At 67.1% G+C, this 14,930-nt stretch carries 13 protein-coding genes and 3 pseudogenes; 5 read left to right on the plus strand and 11 right to left on the minus strand.

Features of this window, described 5'->3' with window-relative positions:
• Positions 1-382: 382 nt before the first annotated feature.
• On the plus strand, positions 383-1,900 hold the full coding sequence (locus ACWCPI_RS33360) for a hypothetical protein (RefSeq protein ID WP_451041691.1): 1,518 nt from the start codon (positions 383-385) through the stop codon (positions 1,898-1,900).
• A gap of 191 nt (positions 1,901-2,091) precedes the next feature.
• Here ACWCPI_RS33360 and ACWCPI_RS33365 read toward each other — a convergent pair whose 3' ends face one another.
• Entirely contained in the window at positions 2,092-2,688 is a 597-nt protein-coding gene (locus ACWCPI_RS33365) for a TetR/AcrR family transcriptional regulator (protein ID WP_451041768.1), read from the minus strand.
• A 168-nt stretch (positions 2,689-2,856) separates the two neighbouring features.
• Here ACWCPI_RS33365 and ACWCPI_RS33370 point away from each other — a divergent pair, with 168 nt between their 5' ends.
• Entirely contained in the window at positions 2,857-3,822 is a 966-nt protein-coding gene (locus ACWCPI_RS33370) for an alpha/beta hydrolase family protein (RefSeq protein WP_451041692.1), read from the plus strand.
• A 140-nt stretch (positions 3,823-3,962) separates the two neighbouring features.
• Here ACWCPI_RS33370 and ACWCPI_RS33375 read toward each other — a convergent pair whose 3' ends face one another.
• The 3 genes from ACWCPI_RS33375 to ACWCPI_RS33385 all read right to left on the minus strand — a co-directional run bounded on the left by ACWCPI_RS33375 (position 3,963) and on the right by ACWCPI_RS33385 (position 6,163).
• Positions 3,963-4,391 (minus strand): hypothetical protein, encoded by a 429-nt coding sequence (locus tag ACWCPI_RS33375; protein WP_451041693.1) that lies wholly within the window; start codon positions 4,389-4,391, stop codon positions 3,963-3,965.
• Complete coding sequence (locus ACWCPI_RS33380) at positions 4,388-5,380, minus strand: hypothetical protein (protein WP_451041694.1); 993 nt, start codon at positions 5,378-5,380, stop codon at positions 4,388-4,390. The genes ACWCPI_RS33375 and ACWCPI_RS33380 overlap by 4 nt, the downstream gene beginning before the upstream one ends.
• Before the next feature lie 339 nt (positions 5,381-5,719).
• Positions 5,720-6,163 (minus strand): hypothetical protein, encoded by a 444-nt coding sequence (locus tag ACWCPI_RS33385; protein WP_451041695.1) that lies wholly within the window; start codon positions 6,161-6,163, stop codon positions 5,720-5,722.
• Positions 6,164-6,403: 240 nt separating this feature from the next.
• Here ACWCPI_RS33385 and ACWCPI_RS33390 point away from each other — a divergent pair, with 240 nt between their 5' ends.
• Positions 6,404-7,357, plus strand: coding sequence for an AraC family transcriptional regulator (locus tag ACWCPI_RS33390; RefSeq protein WP_451041696.1), 954 nt, complete (start codon positions 6,404-6,406; stop codon positions 7,355-7,357).
• 341 nt (positions 7,358-7,698) lie between these two features.
• Here the strand turns inward: ACWCPI_RS33390 and ACWCPI_RS33395 are convergent.
• The 4 genes and pseudogenes from ACWCPI_RS33395 to ACWCPI_RS33410 form a co-directional block, all read right to left on the minus strand.
• Positions 7,699-8,991 (minus strand): annotated as a pseudogene (locus tag ACWCPI_RS33395) (IS256 family transposase).
• A 98-nt stretch (positions 8,992-9,089) separates the two neighbouring features.
• The gene (locus tag ACWCPI_RS33400) at positions 9,090-9,737 is read right to left on the minus strand and encodes an RICIN domain-containing protein (RefSeq protein WP_451041697.1); all 648 of its coding nucleotides are present in this window, start codon (positions 9,735-9,737) and stop codon (positions 9,090-9,092) included.
• 141 nt (positions 9,738-9,878) lie between these two features.
• Positions 9,879-10,238, minus strand: a complete 360-nt coding sequence (locus ACWCPI_RS33405) for a PLAT/LH2 domain-containing protein (RefSeq protein ID WP_451041698.1) — start codon at positions 10,236-10,238, stop codon at positions 9,879-9,881.
• Positions 10,239-10,293: 55 nt separating this feature from the next.
• A complete protein-coding gene (locus tag ACWCPI_RS33410; protein ID WP_451041699.1) occupies positions 10,294-10,920 on the minus strand; it encodes a hypothetical protein in 627 nt (208 codons plus the stop codon).
• Between the two features lie 223 nt (positions 10,921-11,143).
• On the opposite strand from ACWCPI_RS33410, the gene ACWCPI_RS33415 reads away from it, so the two are divergent.
• Complete coding sequence (locus ACWCPI_RS33415) at positions 11,144-11,950, plus strand: response regulator transcription factor (protein ID WP_451041700.1); 807 nt, start codon at positions 11,144-11,146, stop codon at positions 11,948-11,950.
• A 164-nt stretch (positions 11,951-12,114) separates the two neighbouring features.
• Here ACWCPI_RS33415 and ACWCPI_RS33420 read toward each other — a convergent pair whose 3' ends face one another.
• The 3 genes and pseudogenes from ACWCPI_RS33420 to ACWCPI_RS33430 form a co-directional block, all read right to left on the minus strand.
• On the minus strand, positions 12,115-12,744 hold the full coding sequence (locus tag ACWCPI_RS33420) for a hypothetical protein (RefSeq protein WP_451041769.1): 630 nt from the start codon (positions 12,742-12,744) through the stop codon (positions 12,115-12,117).
• Positions 12,745-12,822: 78 nt separating this feature from the next.
• Positions 12,823-13,407: pseudogene (locus ACWCPI_RS33425) on the minus strand (transposase); the annotation flags it as partial.
• Positions 13,408-13,470: 63 nt separating this feature from the next.
• A pseudogene (locus ACWCPI_RS33430) lies at positions 13,471-14,284 on the minus strand (IS5 family transposase).
• A gap of 136 nt (positions 14,285-14,420) precedes the next feature.
• Between ACWCPI_RS33430 and ACWCPI_RS33435 the strand changes: the two are divergent.
• Entirely contained in the window at positions 14,421-14,894 is a 474-nt protein-coding gene (locus ACWCPI_RS33435; RefSeq protein ID WP_451041701.1) for a hypothetical protein, read from the plus strand.
• Positions 14,895-14,930 lie beyond the last annotated feature (36 nt).

Consider the following 14,930-nt stretch of genomic DNA (forward strand, 5'->3'; position numbering starts at 1 on the left):
AGCTGGCTTGCCTGCGTCACCTGCGGCAATGAGCGCACCAATCAGGTGCCGCTCGAACTGCTGGGCGCCTTCGAGCTCACCTGCGGCGGTAGCTGAGCTCACGCATCGCGTGGGCGCGATGGCCAGTCCCGCGGCGAGCACCCGCCCGTGGTGCCGCTGATCCCGATGAGGAAAAACCCAATAAGAGAGACAATTAGGTCATTCGCGGCGAGAAGCCTTTTTACATGCAGGGGCACGTCCTCGCCGAGGGTGCCTGTCCGAGGAGGCATCGGGCGTCGGCGGTCGTGTCCATTTCCGGAGGGACGCCATGACCAATGATGTGCGCGCTGCGGACACTCCGCAGGAAGTAGAGGCGGGCCGAGGCCAATCGCCGCGGAAGCCGGTGACCGACCCCACGCTGGGCGTCGATGTCCGCCCTGCCGGGCAGGGGCCGCCGGTCCGTCACCGGCTGGTGACGATCGGCGATTCACTCACACACGGCTTCCAAAGTGGGGCGATCTTCAACACCGACCTGTCATACCCGGCGATCATCGCCGACGAGCTGGGCTGGGGCAGGAACTTCCGCTACCCCGCTTACCCCGGCTACGGAGGCCTGCCGCTCAACGTCGAACTGCTACTGCGCGAGTTGTCGGGACGCTTCGGGCAGGACCTCGATTGGTGGGAGACGCCTCTTGCACTGTTCCAAGCCCGCAGGTTCATGGACGGGTTGGAAGACTACTGGGAGCGCGGGCCGGGCGCTGTCGCCCCCCGCACCAGCTTCATCAACCACAACCTTGCGGTGTATGGCTGGGACCTGCGCGATGTGCTCGAGCGGACTGCGAAGACCTGCCGGGACGCCCTTGCGGCGCCCAAGGACCACTGGCTGCGGCAGTTCGTGGAGAACAGCGGCGACCGGGCGGCCCTGCGGGTCCTGCCCTCGGATAGCGTCGACGGCGACGGACGGCTGACACTGCTGGACGCGGCTCGGCGGCTCGGCGAGGAGCGAGACGACGGACAGGAGCACGGCATCGAGACGCTGATCGTCTTCCTCGGCGCCAACAACGCCCTGCAAACCGTGACCCAGCTGAAGGTGGTGTGGAGCGGTGAGGGATTCCAGGACCTGCGCGGCAAGCGCCCGTACACGGTGTGGACGCCCAAGCACTTCCGGGTGGAACTGAAAGAGGTCGCCGACCGGGTGCGCGAGATAAGGGCCCGCCACGTCATCTGGTGCACCGTGCCGCACGTCACCATTGCCCCGCTGGCTCGGGGCGTGGCGGGAAGGACCGAGCCGGGCTCGCGATACTTCCTGTATTACACCCGGCCCTGGATCAGCGACCGCGACTTCAACCCGCTGCTGCACCCGCATCTGACAGGTCGGCAGGCCGAGGACGTCGACCGGGCCATTGACCTGTACAACGAGGCCATCACCGACCAGGTGCGCGCGGCGAGGCGGGACGGCCGCGACTGGTACCTCCTGGACACCGCCGGCCTGCTCGACCGGCTGGCCTCACGCCGCTACATCGAAGACCACTTGGCCCGGCCCCCATGGTGGCAGCCCTACCCGCTGCCGCCGCAGTTGCAGGCGTTGAGCCCGCCACCGAACTCCCACTTCCTGACCAGTGACGGGGCCCGGCGCACCGACGGAGGCCTGTTCTCCCTCGACGGCATCCACCCCACCACCGTCGGATACGGCATTCTCGCCCAGGAACTGATCACCATCATGCGGCGGGCCGGCGTGGAGTTCCTCCACTTCGACGGCAGCCTGCGAGCAGACCCTGTCACCGTCGACTTCGCCCGGCTCATCCGCCGCGACACACTGATCAACCAGCCGCCCAGTAACCTCACCTCGGGCCTGGACGCCCTCGCTTGGGCCGAGCCCACCCTCAACCTCCTTCAACGCATCCTGCACTTCCGCGTCTGAGAGGGAGGTCCGCCCGCCAGGTCCCACACGGCGACCTTCCGCGGGACTGTAAGACGTGCGGTGCAACTCCCGTGCATGAAAGATGCATCGATGACCAGTGAGACGTGTCCGGGTATGAGGCTGTTGAGAGGCGGCCGCTCAGATCGCGTGGAAGTCGCGGAAGAACCAAATCGCAATGTCGCTCGTCGGCATCAGGACGCGTGAGGTCGCCGGAGTCCCAGGAGGAGGAGAGCGATCAGGCGTCGGGGATCGTAGCGGGGGTCGTTGTCCCGTCCGATGCAGAGGTTGCCGATGCCGCGCATCAGCTCGTATGGCTGCGTGCCGGGCCTGATGTCGCCGGCCTCGACCGCAGCGTCAAGCAGTTGGGCACAGACGGGCAGCAGGCGGTCGAGGAAGTAGGCGTGCAGCGCGGCGAAGCGGTCGCTGTCGGACTGCAGGGCGTCGGCGAGTCCGTGCTTGGTGACCAGGAAGTCGACGAAGAGGTCGATCCACTGGCGCAGCGCATCGAACGGGGAGTCGGCACTGGCCAGCAGGTTCGGGCCGGCCTCAGCGCATTCCTCGATCTGGTGGCGATAGACGGCGGTGACGAGATCCGCCCGCGTCGGGAAGTGGCGGTAGATCGTGGCCATCCCGACGCCGGCCCGGGCCGCGATCTGGCGGATCGGCGCGTCGACGCCGGAAATGACGAACACCTCGGCGGCGGCAGCGAGCACCGTCTGCCGGTTGCGCTGCGCGTCGGCCCGCTTGCCTCGGGACGGCGACTCCCCTGCTGGGCTCTCCGTGGCCACCACGCAGTCCTTCCATACCGATTGACAAAACGGAGCATCGCTCCGGAACCTAAGTGGAGCAGCGCTCCGCTTCAGGTTAGCCGAAGCGGGCCGCTCCTGACCGCCCTGTCCGTCGCCGGTCGCCGAAGACCCGCGGACGGCAGATGCCACCGAAAGGGAATCCACATCGTGAGCACATCCACTGCCACCAGCGCCGACACCTCGGGCACGCCCGTCCCGGTCCAGTCCTTCAGTCCCGTAGTCCTTTCCGTGCCCGGACGTCCCGTGGACCTCCACGTACGCGTCTCCGCACCCGCGACCGGAACCGGCCTTCCCGTCATCCTCCTCTCCCACGGTCACGGCCCCTCGCACCACCTCTCCTCGCTCAACGGATACGCGCCGCTCGCCAACTTCTGGGCCGCCCACGGATTCGCCGTCGTCCAGCCCACCCACCTCACTTCCCGGACCCTGAGCCACCTGGTCGCCGACGCGCCCGGCGCACCCGACTTCTGGCGCTCCCGCGCCGAGGACATGACCCACATCCTGGACCGGCTCGACGTGATCGAGCGCACCGTGCCACACCTCGCGGGGAGGATCGACGCCACCAAGGTCGCCCTCGCCGGACACTCGCTCGGCGGCTTCACCGCCGCCCTCCTGCTGGGCGCCGGGCTCAACGACCCCGACACCGGCAGCGTGGTACACCTCGTCGAGCCCCGGATCAAGGCGGGCGTACTGCTCGCCGCCCCCGGCAGGGGCGGCGAAGTCCTCAACGGGCCCATGGCCGAGCAGTGGCCGATCATCGGGGCCGTCGACTTCTCCACGATGACCGCACCCGCACTGGTCGTCGCCGGCGACAAGGACGACTCCCGGCACTTCACAGACATGGGGCCGGACTGGCACGCCGACCCCTACACCCTCGCCCCCGGCCCGAAAACCCTGCTCACCCTGTTCGACGCGGAACACGGACTCGGCGGAATCGCCGGCTACGACGCCGCCGAGACCACCGACGAAAACCCCGAGCGAGTCGCCGCCCTCGCCCAGCTCACCGCGGCCTACCTCCACACCCAGCTCCACCCCGGCGCCCGCACGTGGCAGACCGCCTGCGAAGCACTGACGACCGGAACCGACCCAGTAGGACACGTCGAATCCAAGTAGCCCCGCAGCCATGTCCCGCATCGGACGGCCCGCGCCGTCGTCGTTCGGATCGCCGGCATCCGGGTCACGCGGGAGCCGCAATCCCTCGCGCGCACCTCACCATGTCAGCCCGCCGGCCCCAGGCTGGTTCCGAGCCACCTTCACTCGCGTGTGGCGTGTGCTCGGTCGAGCGGGATGACGACGGCTGAGCGTTGGGCGATCTGCTCGCGGAGGACCGTGTTCCCCGCGAGCAGGGCCGCGATGACCGTGGCGGCGGCGGCGACTTCGTCTTGGAGTCGTTGTCGCTCATGTCGGTTGTCTCGCAGTTGGCGGCGGAGGCGGGCGATCTCTGCGGCCTGGGCCTGGTCGTGTTTGCTTGCCGCGCTCTGGCTGACGTGATTATCCCAGTCGACGAGCACTGCGGTTGCCCGGTTCATCGTGGCCCGGCTGACGCCCGCCTCCCGCCAGAGATTCTGCTTGGTGAGCTTGCCGTCGGTGCGGACGGGCCGACCACTGCAGAGCCGTTCCATGGCCTCTCGAAGGGCCTTCTCGGCCATGGCGGAGAAACCGGGCCGGGTTGGGACGGTCATGTTTCTCCTGCCTTGGTGAGCCCGATCTCGACGTCGCGGATCTGCTGGTCGATCAGGGCTTTGCGGTTCGCCGGAAGTGTGGGGAGGCTCCGCAGTTTGGTCAGGGAGGCGTGCTCGGCCTGCCAGATAGGCAGGTGCTCCGGGGCGATGATGCTGTTGCTGCAGCGTGCGGGCTGGCAGCGGTCGATGAGTGGCCCTCGGTGTCCTGGGGGCACGATGGCGTCTTCGAGGCACTTCGCGCCGACGGGATTGTTCTCGTCCAGGGTGCAGTGGTTGAGCTTTCCGAACCGGATCGAGAGATGCGTGCGTTTGAGCAGGCCGTCTTCGACACGAATATCTCCTCTCTGGGCCTTTCCACTCGCTCGGAGGGCTTCGGCCTTCTCTCGGACGGCAGCGAAGGCGAAACGCCTCTGGTCAGCACCGGGCCCGGAGCCGATAGCCTCGCCGCGGCTGTCGGCGTCGAAAAGGCCCCTCAGCCGTTGGAACCGACGTTCGGCGATGGCGGTGGCGAGGAGGAGGCGGGCCCAGGAGGGGTCGTGATCCATGTAGCCCTGGGGCCAGCGAATGGCCAGCGCTCGGGTGGCTGCGTGCTTGAGCTGCATGCCGACAGCGATTTCCGATCCGGGATAGTCGCGCGTCAGCATGGCCATGGTCCGGCGGAACATGTTCGGGGTGACCTTGCTGGGAGGGATCTCGGCAAGCCCGGTGACGCTCCGATGACGGTTGACGTGCTTGATGAAGCACCTGATGGCGGTCTGGCTGGTGAAGCCGCTGCCGTGAAAGCGCGGGGTGACCGCCGCGAAGGCAAGGGTGTCGCTCATCGACAGGTGCATGGCCGTTTCGACGGCCTGGGCAACCGGTGCGACGATCCACCAGCGAGCGGTGGGCAGGTCGGGATCGAGCTTGCGTTTGACCGACTTCACCGCCGGGTTGCCGAAGTACTCGGTGAGAGCATCTTTGGTGATCTCGCGGATCTCGCAGTCACGCATCATTGACAGCGCGGCGACGAAGACATGTGGATGCGTGCGTACGGCGCCATCGCCCTGGCCAGCACCGCACGAGCCCTGTTCGGGAACCCGGGCTCCGGCCTCCGGGGCCCGGACCCCTCCCGGGGTCCGGCCGCCCAGAGGCCGACCGGCTGGCACAGAACTGGACCATCGGCCACGGGCTCGCCTCACTCGTCGCGACGGCTCGGAAGCCGGACCGGTTCGCCGACGGCATCGGCCTGCGCGCGGACGACGTGACGCGGAGCGTCCGAGGGTTGGCGACTCGTTCGACTTCTACGGTCGAGGAGAAATCGAACCCGGTCACCCGCTGAGGCCGCGGGCTCAGCCGCCCGCGCAGAAGCCGCCGCCGTGAAGGGAGGCTCCGGCCTGGCCGCTGCGGTATGAGTCAAGGCTGCTCCACCCGCACACCTGCACGCCGGCGAGGTTGCCGGAGACCCGGAGGTAGTGCTTGCCGTGCAGGTCTATGCCCTTGCGATCCGCGCCGCCCACGATGTTGACGTCGATCCAGGCCCGGTCACCGGGGCTGTGCACCACTCCCAGACGGAAGGAGCTGTAGGCGCCCTTGTTCCCGCTGCAGTGGGCCCGGCTGTTGCCGCTCGTGTCGGTGAGGAGGCAGTAGTCGGAGACGAACGCCGTCTCCCGTACGTCGATACGGATGTTGTAGCTGCCGGCCGCCTGGGCGCTCGGTGCCACCGCGGTGACGAGTCCCGCGGCCGTTCCCAGTGCTGCCGCCGTCATCGTCAGCTTCTTGCCGAAAGCCTTCATGGTTCGCTCCTTGTTGGTGTGCGGATTGCTTCGTGGCGAGCAGAGCAGTTCGTGCCCGTGCGCCTGCGGGACCGCAGGCCCGGTTCGCCGGTGTGAGCTCGGGATGGCGTTGACTGCCGGCGGGTCGGCCGCTGGGCCGTGACAACGACCGTACGGAGCGGCGCACGGGTGCTCCCATGCGTGCGGCGCCGCGTTTCTTGCGTGATCGTCCGGCAGTCCGGAAGCGGGATACCGTTGGGCATGGACGTGTTAAGTGATGTGATCGCGACGATGAAGGCCGGTCACGCCAAGCTCACCCGCTCCCGCTACAGCGGCCGATGGGGCAGCAGATACGGTCCGTACCCGGGAGCCGGCTTCCACGTGGTGCTGAGCGGAGCGTGCTGGCTGATACCTCCATCCGGGCGTCCCGCCCGCATGTCCGCCGGGGACGTGGTCTTGCTGGCGCACGGCAGCGTCCACGGCATGAGCGATACGCCGGACCGCCCCTTGGAGGCCCTGCCCCCGGCCCCTGCGCAGACGGACACGCTTGTCGGCAGGGTCACCCACCCCACCCTCGCGCACCCAGGCCGGTCCTTCGACGACACGCTCCTGCTGTGTGGCGCCTACCGGCTCCGACGCGGAGCCGTGCACCCCTTTCTGCGCGGCCTTCCCGATGTCGTCCACATCCCGGCAGAGCTGGGTCGGGAGCACGGGGAACTCAGCGCGGTGCTCGGCCTGTTGGGCACCGACACCCTTGAGGACCGTCCCGGGGCGCAGGCCACGTTGCCGGCCCTCCTCGACCTCCTGCTGGTGTACGCACTACGGGTGTGGCTGGAGGCCCAGTGCCCGCAGGAGGCCGGTGGTTGGTGTGCCGCTCTCAAGGACCCGGCCGTAGGCGCCGCGCTGGACCGCCTGCACCGCGATCCGGCCCGCGCCTGGACCGTGCGCGATCTGGCGGAGAGCGTCGGGCTCTCGCGCACCACCTTCGCGGAACGCTTCACGGCCTACGTCGGCCGATCACCCATCGCCTACCTCACCTGGTGGCGTCTGAGCACGGCCTCCCGTCTGCTGCGTGAGACCGACGCGCCCATCGCCTCAGTCGCCCGACAGGTCGGCTACGCCTCCGAATACGCCTTCGCCCACGCCTTCAAGCGTGAGCACGGCGTACCGCCGGGCTCCTTCCGCCGCGCAGCCCGCGAAGCCGGTGGTGCCTGATCCCTCGCCACCGGGCAAGGGGACCGCGCCACCCGCTACTGCCGGGACGAAGCCAGAACCCCGCGCCTCGCTTGACGAAAGACATAGAGGCACCCCCGGAAGATCCTGGGCAGCGGACAGCCCAACTCTGGCTGTCCGCTAAGCCGCGTCCGGCGAAGCACGAGCGGGCGAGGTGGGCTTTCGGAGCGTGATCCGCCGTGCACTGCCCAAGGCTCCTCACCGCTCGCATCCACCCGCTCCCGAGCCCTTGCCGTCTGCTCGCACAGAGTGCGGGTCCACGTTTCCATACAGCCGGCTGCGCGGGACTGTCGAACGAGTGGTGTAACTGCGGTAGTTGGGGTTTACTGACGGGCCGCCGATAGGCGGCCGTCGAAGGTGATGTCGAAGGCGTTCAGCGCGGTCTTCCAGCGCATGGTCCAGCGGGCCTGCCCCTTCCCGGTGGGATCGAGTGACATGATCGCCATGTCGACGCCCTTCAGGGCAGCCTGCTCGTTCGGAAAGTGTCCGCGGCCTTCACAGCTCGCCGGATGCGGGCGTCGACCAGGCTCGATCGCATTCAGCGTGCAGACGATGCGGCGGACCTCGGTGTCGAACCGCAGTAACGGGGGTGAACTCCTCCCAGGCGTTCTCCCACAGTTTGACGATGGCCGGATACTTCCTGCCCCAGGCGTCGACGAACTCGGCGAACAGCTCCAGGGCGGCTCCTTCGGTGGGGGCGGTGTAGACGGGTTTGAGGAGCTTGGCGATCTTGTCCCAGTCCTGGCGGGCGGCATAGCGGAAGGAGTTCCGCAGCAGGTGGACCACGCAGGTCTGAACGATCGTCTTCGGCCAGACGGTCTCCACTGCCTCGGGCAGGCCCTTGAGCCCGTCGCAGACCAGCATCAGCACGTCACGACGCCGCGGTTCTTGATCTCGGTGAGGATGTGCAGCCAGTGCTTGGCGCCCTCACCGCCGTCACCCGCCCACAGGCCCAGGATCTCCCGCCAGCCCTTGGTGGTGACGGCCAGGGCCGCGTAGACGGGCCGGTTGGCGACCGCGCCGTCGCGGATCTTTACGTGGATGGCGTCGATGAAGACCACCGGACAGACGGCGCCGAGAGGACGGCTCTGCCGTTCGGCCATGCCCTCCGGGACCTTGTCGGTGATGGTGAAGATGGTCTGCCGGGAGACCTCGGCGCCATAGGCTTCCGCCAGGTGGGCCTGGACCTCGCCGGTGGTCAAGCCCTTCGCGGCCAGCGAGATGACCATTTCGTCGACGCCGGTCAGGCGTGTCTGCCGCTTCTTTACGATCTTCGGTTCGAAGGAGCCGTCCCGGTCGCGGGGCACGGTTATCCCCACCGGGCCGACGTCGGTCAGCACGGTCTTGGAGCGTTTGCCGTTGCGGGAGTTGCCGCCGTCCTTGCCTGCGGGATCGTGCTTGTCATAGCCGACGTGGTCGGTAATCTCGCCCTCCAGTGCAGACTCCAGCAGCCGCTTGGTCAGCTGCTGGAGCAGCCTGCCTTGGCCGGTCAGCTGCAGGCCCTCGGCCTGGGCCCGCGTCACCAGTTCGTCGATCAGTTGGTCGTCCACGGCCTTCGCCGACACAGCCGCTGTCGACTCAACAGCCTCATACCCGGACGCGTTCTCACTGGTCATCGATGCATCTTCCGTGATCGGGAGTTACACCGAACGTCTTACAGTCCCGATGATGGCACCGGGACTTCAGGGGCCGGCGCGGAACCGCTGTGGCTGGGTCAACGGAGTTGCCACTGCTGGTTGTCTCCGCCGTGGCACTGCCACTGGTGGGCGTAGGTGCCGCTGCCGCCCGGAGGCATGTCCAGGCACTTGGCGCTGTGCCGGGCAACGACTTCGTAGTAGCCGTTGCCGCGGTACGCCAGTCGCCACTGCTGGTTGGTGGCGCCGTGGCAGCCTCCGGACCAGGCAATCACCGGCGCTCCGTTCGCCGTGCCGCCGGCAACGTCAAGGCAGTTGCCGTCGTACAGACTGCGGATCAGGTAGTAACCGTCGCTCGCGTACTGCAAGTACCACTGTTGATGAGAGCCTGCGTGACAGGGCCACTGGAACACTGCGTCGGTGGGATCGCTCTGCAGCGGGGATTCCAGGCATCGACCGCCGGACTTCAGCACTAGTTGGTAGCTGGTCACCAGGGGCTGGAGTGTCTGCGTACGGCTGGGTGTATGGACGTCAGCGGCTGCGGAGCCGACCGTCAGGCCGCAAGCCGAGAACACTGCGACGATCAGTCCGGAAGCCCTGCGCCATATGGGATGGTGCATCGTTGACTCGCTCTCCCTCGATGTGTCTGATTCGGCAAGAGCCTGTCCGGCTCCAAGCTCGGGCTGACTGTTGAGATGCGACAGACAGACACCGGCCGCAGCATGCATGCCTCTCTACGCCGAGACACTCGCTGCGAGTACTGGCTGTTGGGGCAGCTGCGCGGAGAGAGACTGCCCCGGCCCCTCAGGTCCGCGCAGCGCTGGCGTGCACTCCGATGATGCTGCCGATAACCCCGCGGGCGGATCGGGTCAGGCGAGGTCGAGGATCCGGTCGATCTGTTCGTCGTGCTCGTCGGTTGAGAGCCACAACGAGCAGGGGAACGACCATTCCTTGTCGGCTTCCTCATTGCGGATGACGATCCGCTCCAGGAACCAGCCTGGCCACCGCCCGGTGTTGTCGTGACGGATCCGGACTTTCTGCAGGTCGCCCAGGTCCCGCAGCGTATGGATGAAATTGGATACGCTGGCTCGTTCGAAGTCGTCCCGGCCGCTTTCGAGGTGGATTTCCTCGCTGCTGCCGGCGCTTCCGTAGATCGTCAGATAGACGTTCGCGTCGGTTCCGGCACTGTCGACCTTCCCCGTGACTACCTGAATCCGGTATTCGGGCATGTTCCTACTCCTCGAAGTGTGTGGTGTTCTCGGCTTTTCAACCCATGTGATGTGTTCAACCCGCGAAGACCGCCGCCACGGCAGCCACACTGGAAACCAGGGACGCCACCTTCTCGCCGGACTCGGCCCAGCGGCCGAGGATCTTTTCGAACGAATCGGGCGCCCACGTCAAGAAGATGGCATGGCGCGTGATCCGGGCGGTGTCGGCCGGCGGCATGCTCTCCCACCAGGCGTCCGTCCGGTCCGATGTGCCGATCACCGTCCCGTCCACGCCGTAGCGGTGGAAACCGGACTGGAAGACGGGAGCGTCGTGCGCATCACTGAAGATGACGTACGTGGCGCCGTGATAGCCACCGAACCAGGTGAAGGTGGCCGTGCGGGTCTGGGCGGCTATCTGGCCGGTACCGAGTTCCAGGACCCCCCAGGTACGCATCCAGTGGTTCGCCCCGAGGTGCATCAGCCCCGAGTCGAAATGGCGGGTTCCCGCGGGCGCGAGCAGGCCAGCGGACGGAATCCGCCGAAGCTGCTCCTCGGACAGTGTCAACTGCTGTGCCGCGCTCGAGTGGAGGTCGACTCCGGCCGCCAGGACGCCGGCGGGGCTGAGGATTCGCTTCCGCCGACCGCCTTGGAAGAGATAGGGGACGCCGTCCGTGGACGAGGTGAGGATCGTTCCGTCCCTCAACGTGTCGGGCTCAACTGCCGGATCTCCTCCGAGCGGTGAGGTGCGCTGTCCTGTTTCCCTTTGAGGCATGACGGACCTCCGTGAGGTGAGGTTTCAGTTGGGCGGGTGCTCGGACGGATGTGTGAATGCTTCCGTGTGAATACATGCTGCCCGCCCCGATGGCATGAGAGATATAGAGAGAATTACCTAGAAAGGATCAATTACTTGCGGGACGCTAGCGGGTATGGCTGACTTATCGCAGCGTGACTACGAGCGCATGCTGGACATGGCGGTAGCGGTCCTGGAGAGCCGGGCCCCTGAATCAATGTGGCATCTGATCGGCCAAGAGATACTTGAGGTGCTTCACGCGACAACGACCATCTTCGTGGACTTGCGCTGGCGGCAGCGAACCGGTCACTCGGAAGGTTGGGCACCCGAGTGGGTGGGGCGCACCCCGCTCGCAGAACTTGTCGGGCGGCGCATGCAGCAAGAGCATCCGCTCTTTCGCTACACCGCGAGCGGCCAACGGCGCCCCGCCACCGTGGACGAAGTCTGCGATCGTGCGGACTGGTTGAGGTCGGACTGCTACCACGAGGCCTACGAAATCTACGGGACCACGCGACAGATGGCGCTGCCGCTGCCCACGACCGGAGAAGTGATCCGCGGCTTCATAATGGGGCGCCCGGGCAAGGACTTCACCCGTCGCGAGACTGCTCTCGCGGCACGGCTTCAGCCCCTGCTGCGAAGCGCCGACATCCACGTGCGGGAGATGCGCCGACTGCGGCAGGCCGACGAGGGCGATGGCGAGGCGACCGACCCGGAACAGAAGGCCAGAGAGCTTGGAATCACCCCTCGTGAGCTCACCGTGCTCAACGTGCTGGCCGAGGGGCTGACCGCCGCGGCCATCGCGCGCCGCCTGGGCATCTCCGTGCGTACCGTCCACGCGCACCTGGACAGGCTCTACCGCAAGCTAGGGACGCGCGATCGCCTGTCCACGGTTCTGCTGGCCGAGGACCTGGGGCTGACGCGTCTTCCCAGCAGCGGTGCCTAGCCAGCAGGGACCCGACGCGCCGGGATACTTCACCATCACCAAGCCCAGAGCGGCCACGCTCGATGGTTGCTCCAGCTCGGAGAAGACCCCCATCGTCTGCCGCATGGCCATGCGCATGGGGTCTTCGGGATCGTTCTGGAGGATTTCGCCCTGGTCAGCTGAGCTCATCGCGACTGCCCTCTCACGAGCGCGGTGGTAAGCGACGCGTCGAGGATCAGTTCACGCGGCAGCGCCAGTTCGAAGCGCCGCTCCAGCACGGCGAGAGAGGCACGGTGCGCCGTGTCCCTGTTCCGTTCCTCCGGGATGCCGGCCGTGTTGATGTCAGCGCGGATGAGGTCGGCGCCGGGGCCGGTGATCTCCTGCGACCAGGTGTGCATGTACATGTCGAAGCCGCACACGTAGTGGTCGTCGTGGAAGTAGGCGAATGCCGGTGGCGGGACCTTCGGGTTCTGCTTCTCGTAGTAGAGCTCGAAGACGTGGACCCCGTCTCGGGATGTCCCGTCGTGGTAGGCGGGCCCGAGGACGGATGGCCAGTGGCCGTAAGCGATGGCGAAGCCCAGGCCGACGTGGTCGCCGTAGCGGACGGCGATGCTGTCGGTGTCGCCGCGCTCGGCGTCGAGCCTGTCGATGAGATCTTCGGCCTGCGGCCCGGTGGTGGCCTCGACCGGCGCGGGGCCGCCTGGAGCGAGGCGAGCGGCGAGTTGTTCGCCGGTCAGGCCCCGGGCCAGCTTGATGTAGTAGCCGAGCCAGGAAATGTCCTCGTCGGCTATCCATGTGATCCCGCCGGAAGTCACTGCGTGTCTCCGTTCTCCGGTGTGCCGGCCCCGGGCCGCACATGCGGTGTGCGTCAGTATCGTGCTACCGGATGTCGCAGCTGTCTCCCCGCCCCTGGAGCGCCCGAGGAGGGCGACCTTCAGTCGGAATTTCCGTCGACGCCGGATGCGTCTTCGTTCTTCACGCGCGGGATCGGTCTCGGAGTCCTGCCCGCATGTCCTTCGCGACCGCCCCCTTTGACCTGGCCTTCTCTTCGGCGGCTGCAGCTTTCTCCAGGACTGTGACGACGTCCTGGCCCAGGTGGTTGCCTGCAGCGCCGTGGTGAGCGCGCGCAGTGGTGGAGTCGATGCTGACCAGGGACAGGTCCACCTCACCCCGCTGCGCAGCTTCCGCGATCAGTCCCTCCAGCAGGGCTTTGAAGACACGGGCGTCCCGCACCCACTGCCGTCGCGCCTCCCCCGCCACTGCCGGAAGCGGTTGTGAACGGTTGACCAGGCACCGAATTCCGTCGGCATCTCCCGCCACTGCCCGCCCGTCTTGAACCGCCAGATCACACCCTCGAACTGCTGCCGCAGCCGCTCGGGGTACAGGCCGTAGTCGCCGATCGGCAGGTACGGCTCGATGAACTCTCGCTCCTCGTCCGCCAGTTGCACGCGCGTCCCGCAAGAAGTTCTACGATACAGGCCCTACCGAGAGGGATAATCCCGCAGATTGACCACGCATCGGTACGCGCCTCAGACCGTGTCCTACGTGGTGAGGCGGACGAGCCGCTTGTAGCAGCACAGGGCTGCGGCAACTCCGAGAAATGCCAGGTGATTGCGGGGATTTCGTTCGTAGCGTGGGCTGAGGCGCCGGTAGCCGGACAGCCATGACATGGTGCGTTCGATGACCCAGCGGCGGCGCCCTAATCGTTCACTGGACTCGACTCCTATGCGGGCGATGCGCACGCCGATGTGCTTCCCTCATAGCCATCTTCGCAGGTGGGGGCCGACGTACGCCTTGTCCGCGTGGAGCCGCTGCAGTTTGAAGTACCGGCCGCGGTGAGGGTCGTGTTGCTTCTGGTGGCCCTCGACCATGTGCTTCAGCCCTTCGCTGTCGTGGACGTTGCCAGCGGAGACGCCGACGAGGAGGGGCAGTCCGTTCGCGTCCGACAGGATGTGCATCCTGGAACCCGGCTTGCCCCGGTCCACGGGGCTCGGACCTGTGTGTCGCCCCCTTTTTAGCGCGGACATGGGCGGTGTCGAGGACGACACGGGTGACGTCGATGAGGCCGGCGTCGTCCAACCGGTGCAAGACTGCCTCGTGCAGGCGGCCCCAGACGCCAGCCCTGGACCAGATCAGGAACCGGCGATGAGCGGTCGACTTCGATATCCCGAAGCAGGGGTAACGCCCGCCAGGCGCAACCGCTCACCAGGACGTAGATAAAGCCGCGAACAGCGTCTCATCAGGCGTATCCGACGTTCCGCCGCCCTGCGGCCGCACCCGCGACGGTGGGATCAGCGGCTTCGCGATCTCCCACAGTCCCTCCGGCACGGTCCAACTCCACGTTCCCCGCCCCATACCGGGTCAACGTCCGCCTCACCACGTAGGACACGGTCTTATCACAGGTTTCGTACCCTCCCCCCGATGCGCCGTGCTCGAGGAGGCGCAGGAGTTTTGGGCCGGCCTGTCAGAAGCGGCAAGTAGCCTCAGCCGCATGGGCATTGAGATCGATGTGGTGGTGGGTCATCCGATCAACGATGAGGTGGAGAGGGTGCTCGGGTTGGCCGAGACGGTCGGCGAGCCCGTCACTGTCACGTTCATGTGGGAGGGGCGTGAAGAGGCGGAACGCGCGGTGTTGGTTCCTGCGGCCACGCTGGCGCTGTGGGAGCATTGGGCCCCCGCCGGTTACCCGACGAGTGGCCCCGAGGACGAGAACCGGGCCGTGGCGCAGGAGCCGGATCTGGCCCACCCAGTGGAGTTTGGCGCGTTCACGCTCTTTCGTCGTCGCGTAGGAGGGCGCACGGCGGTTGCTCGCAAAGGCGTTGTGGTCGCCGAACTACTGGATCCCGACGAGGCGCACTGGCTCCAGGAGCAGGCTCGCCATGTCCGCCAAGGCTTCATGGATCTGAAGCAGAAGGCGGCGTTCGAGGAATTCCTCGCCCGGCAGGCGTCCCTCGATGATCAGTGACGACCCGTTCATCGCTGGTGGGTATGAAACTGATGG

It is taken from the genome of Streptomyces sp. NPDC001920 (genome assembly GCF_053594495.1).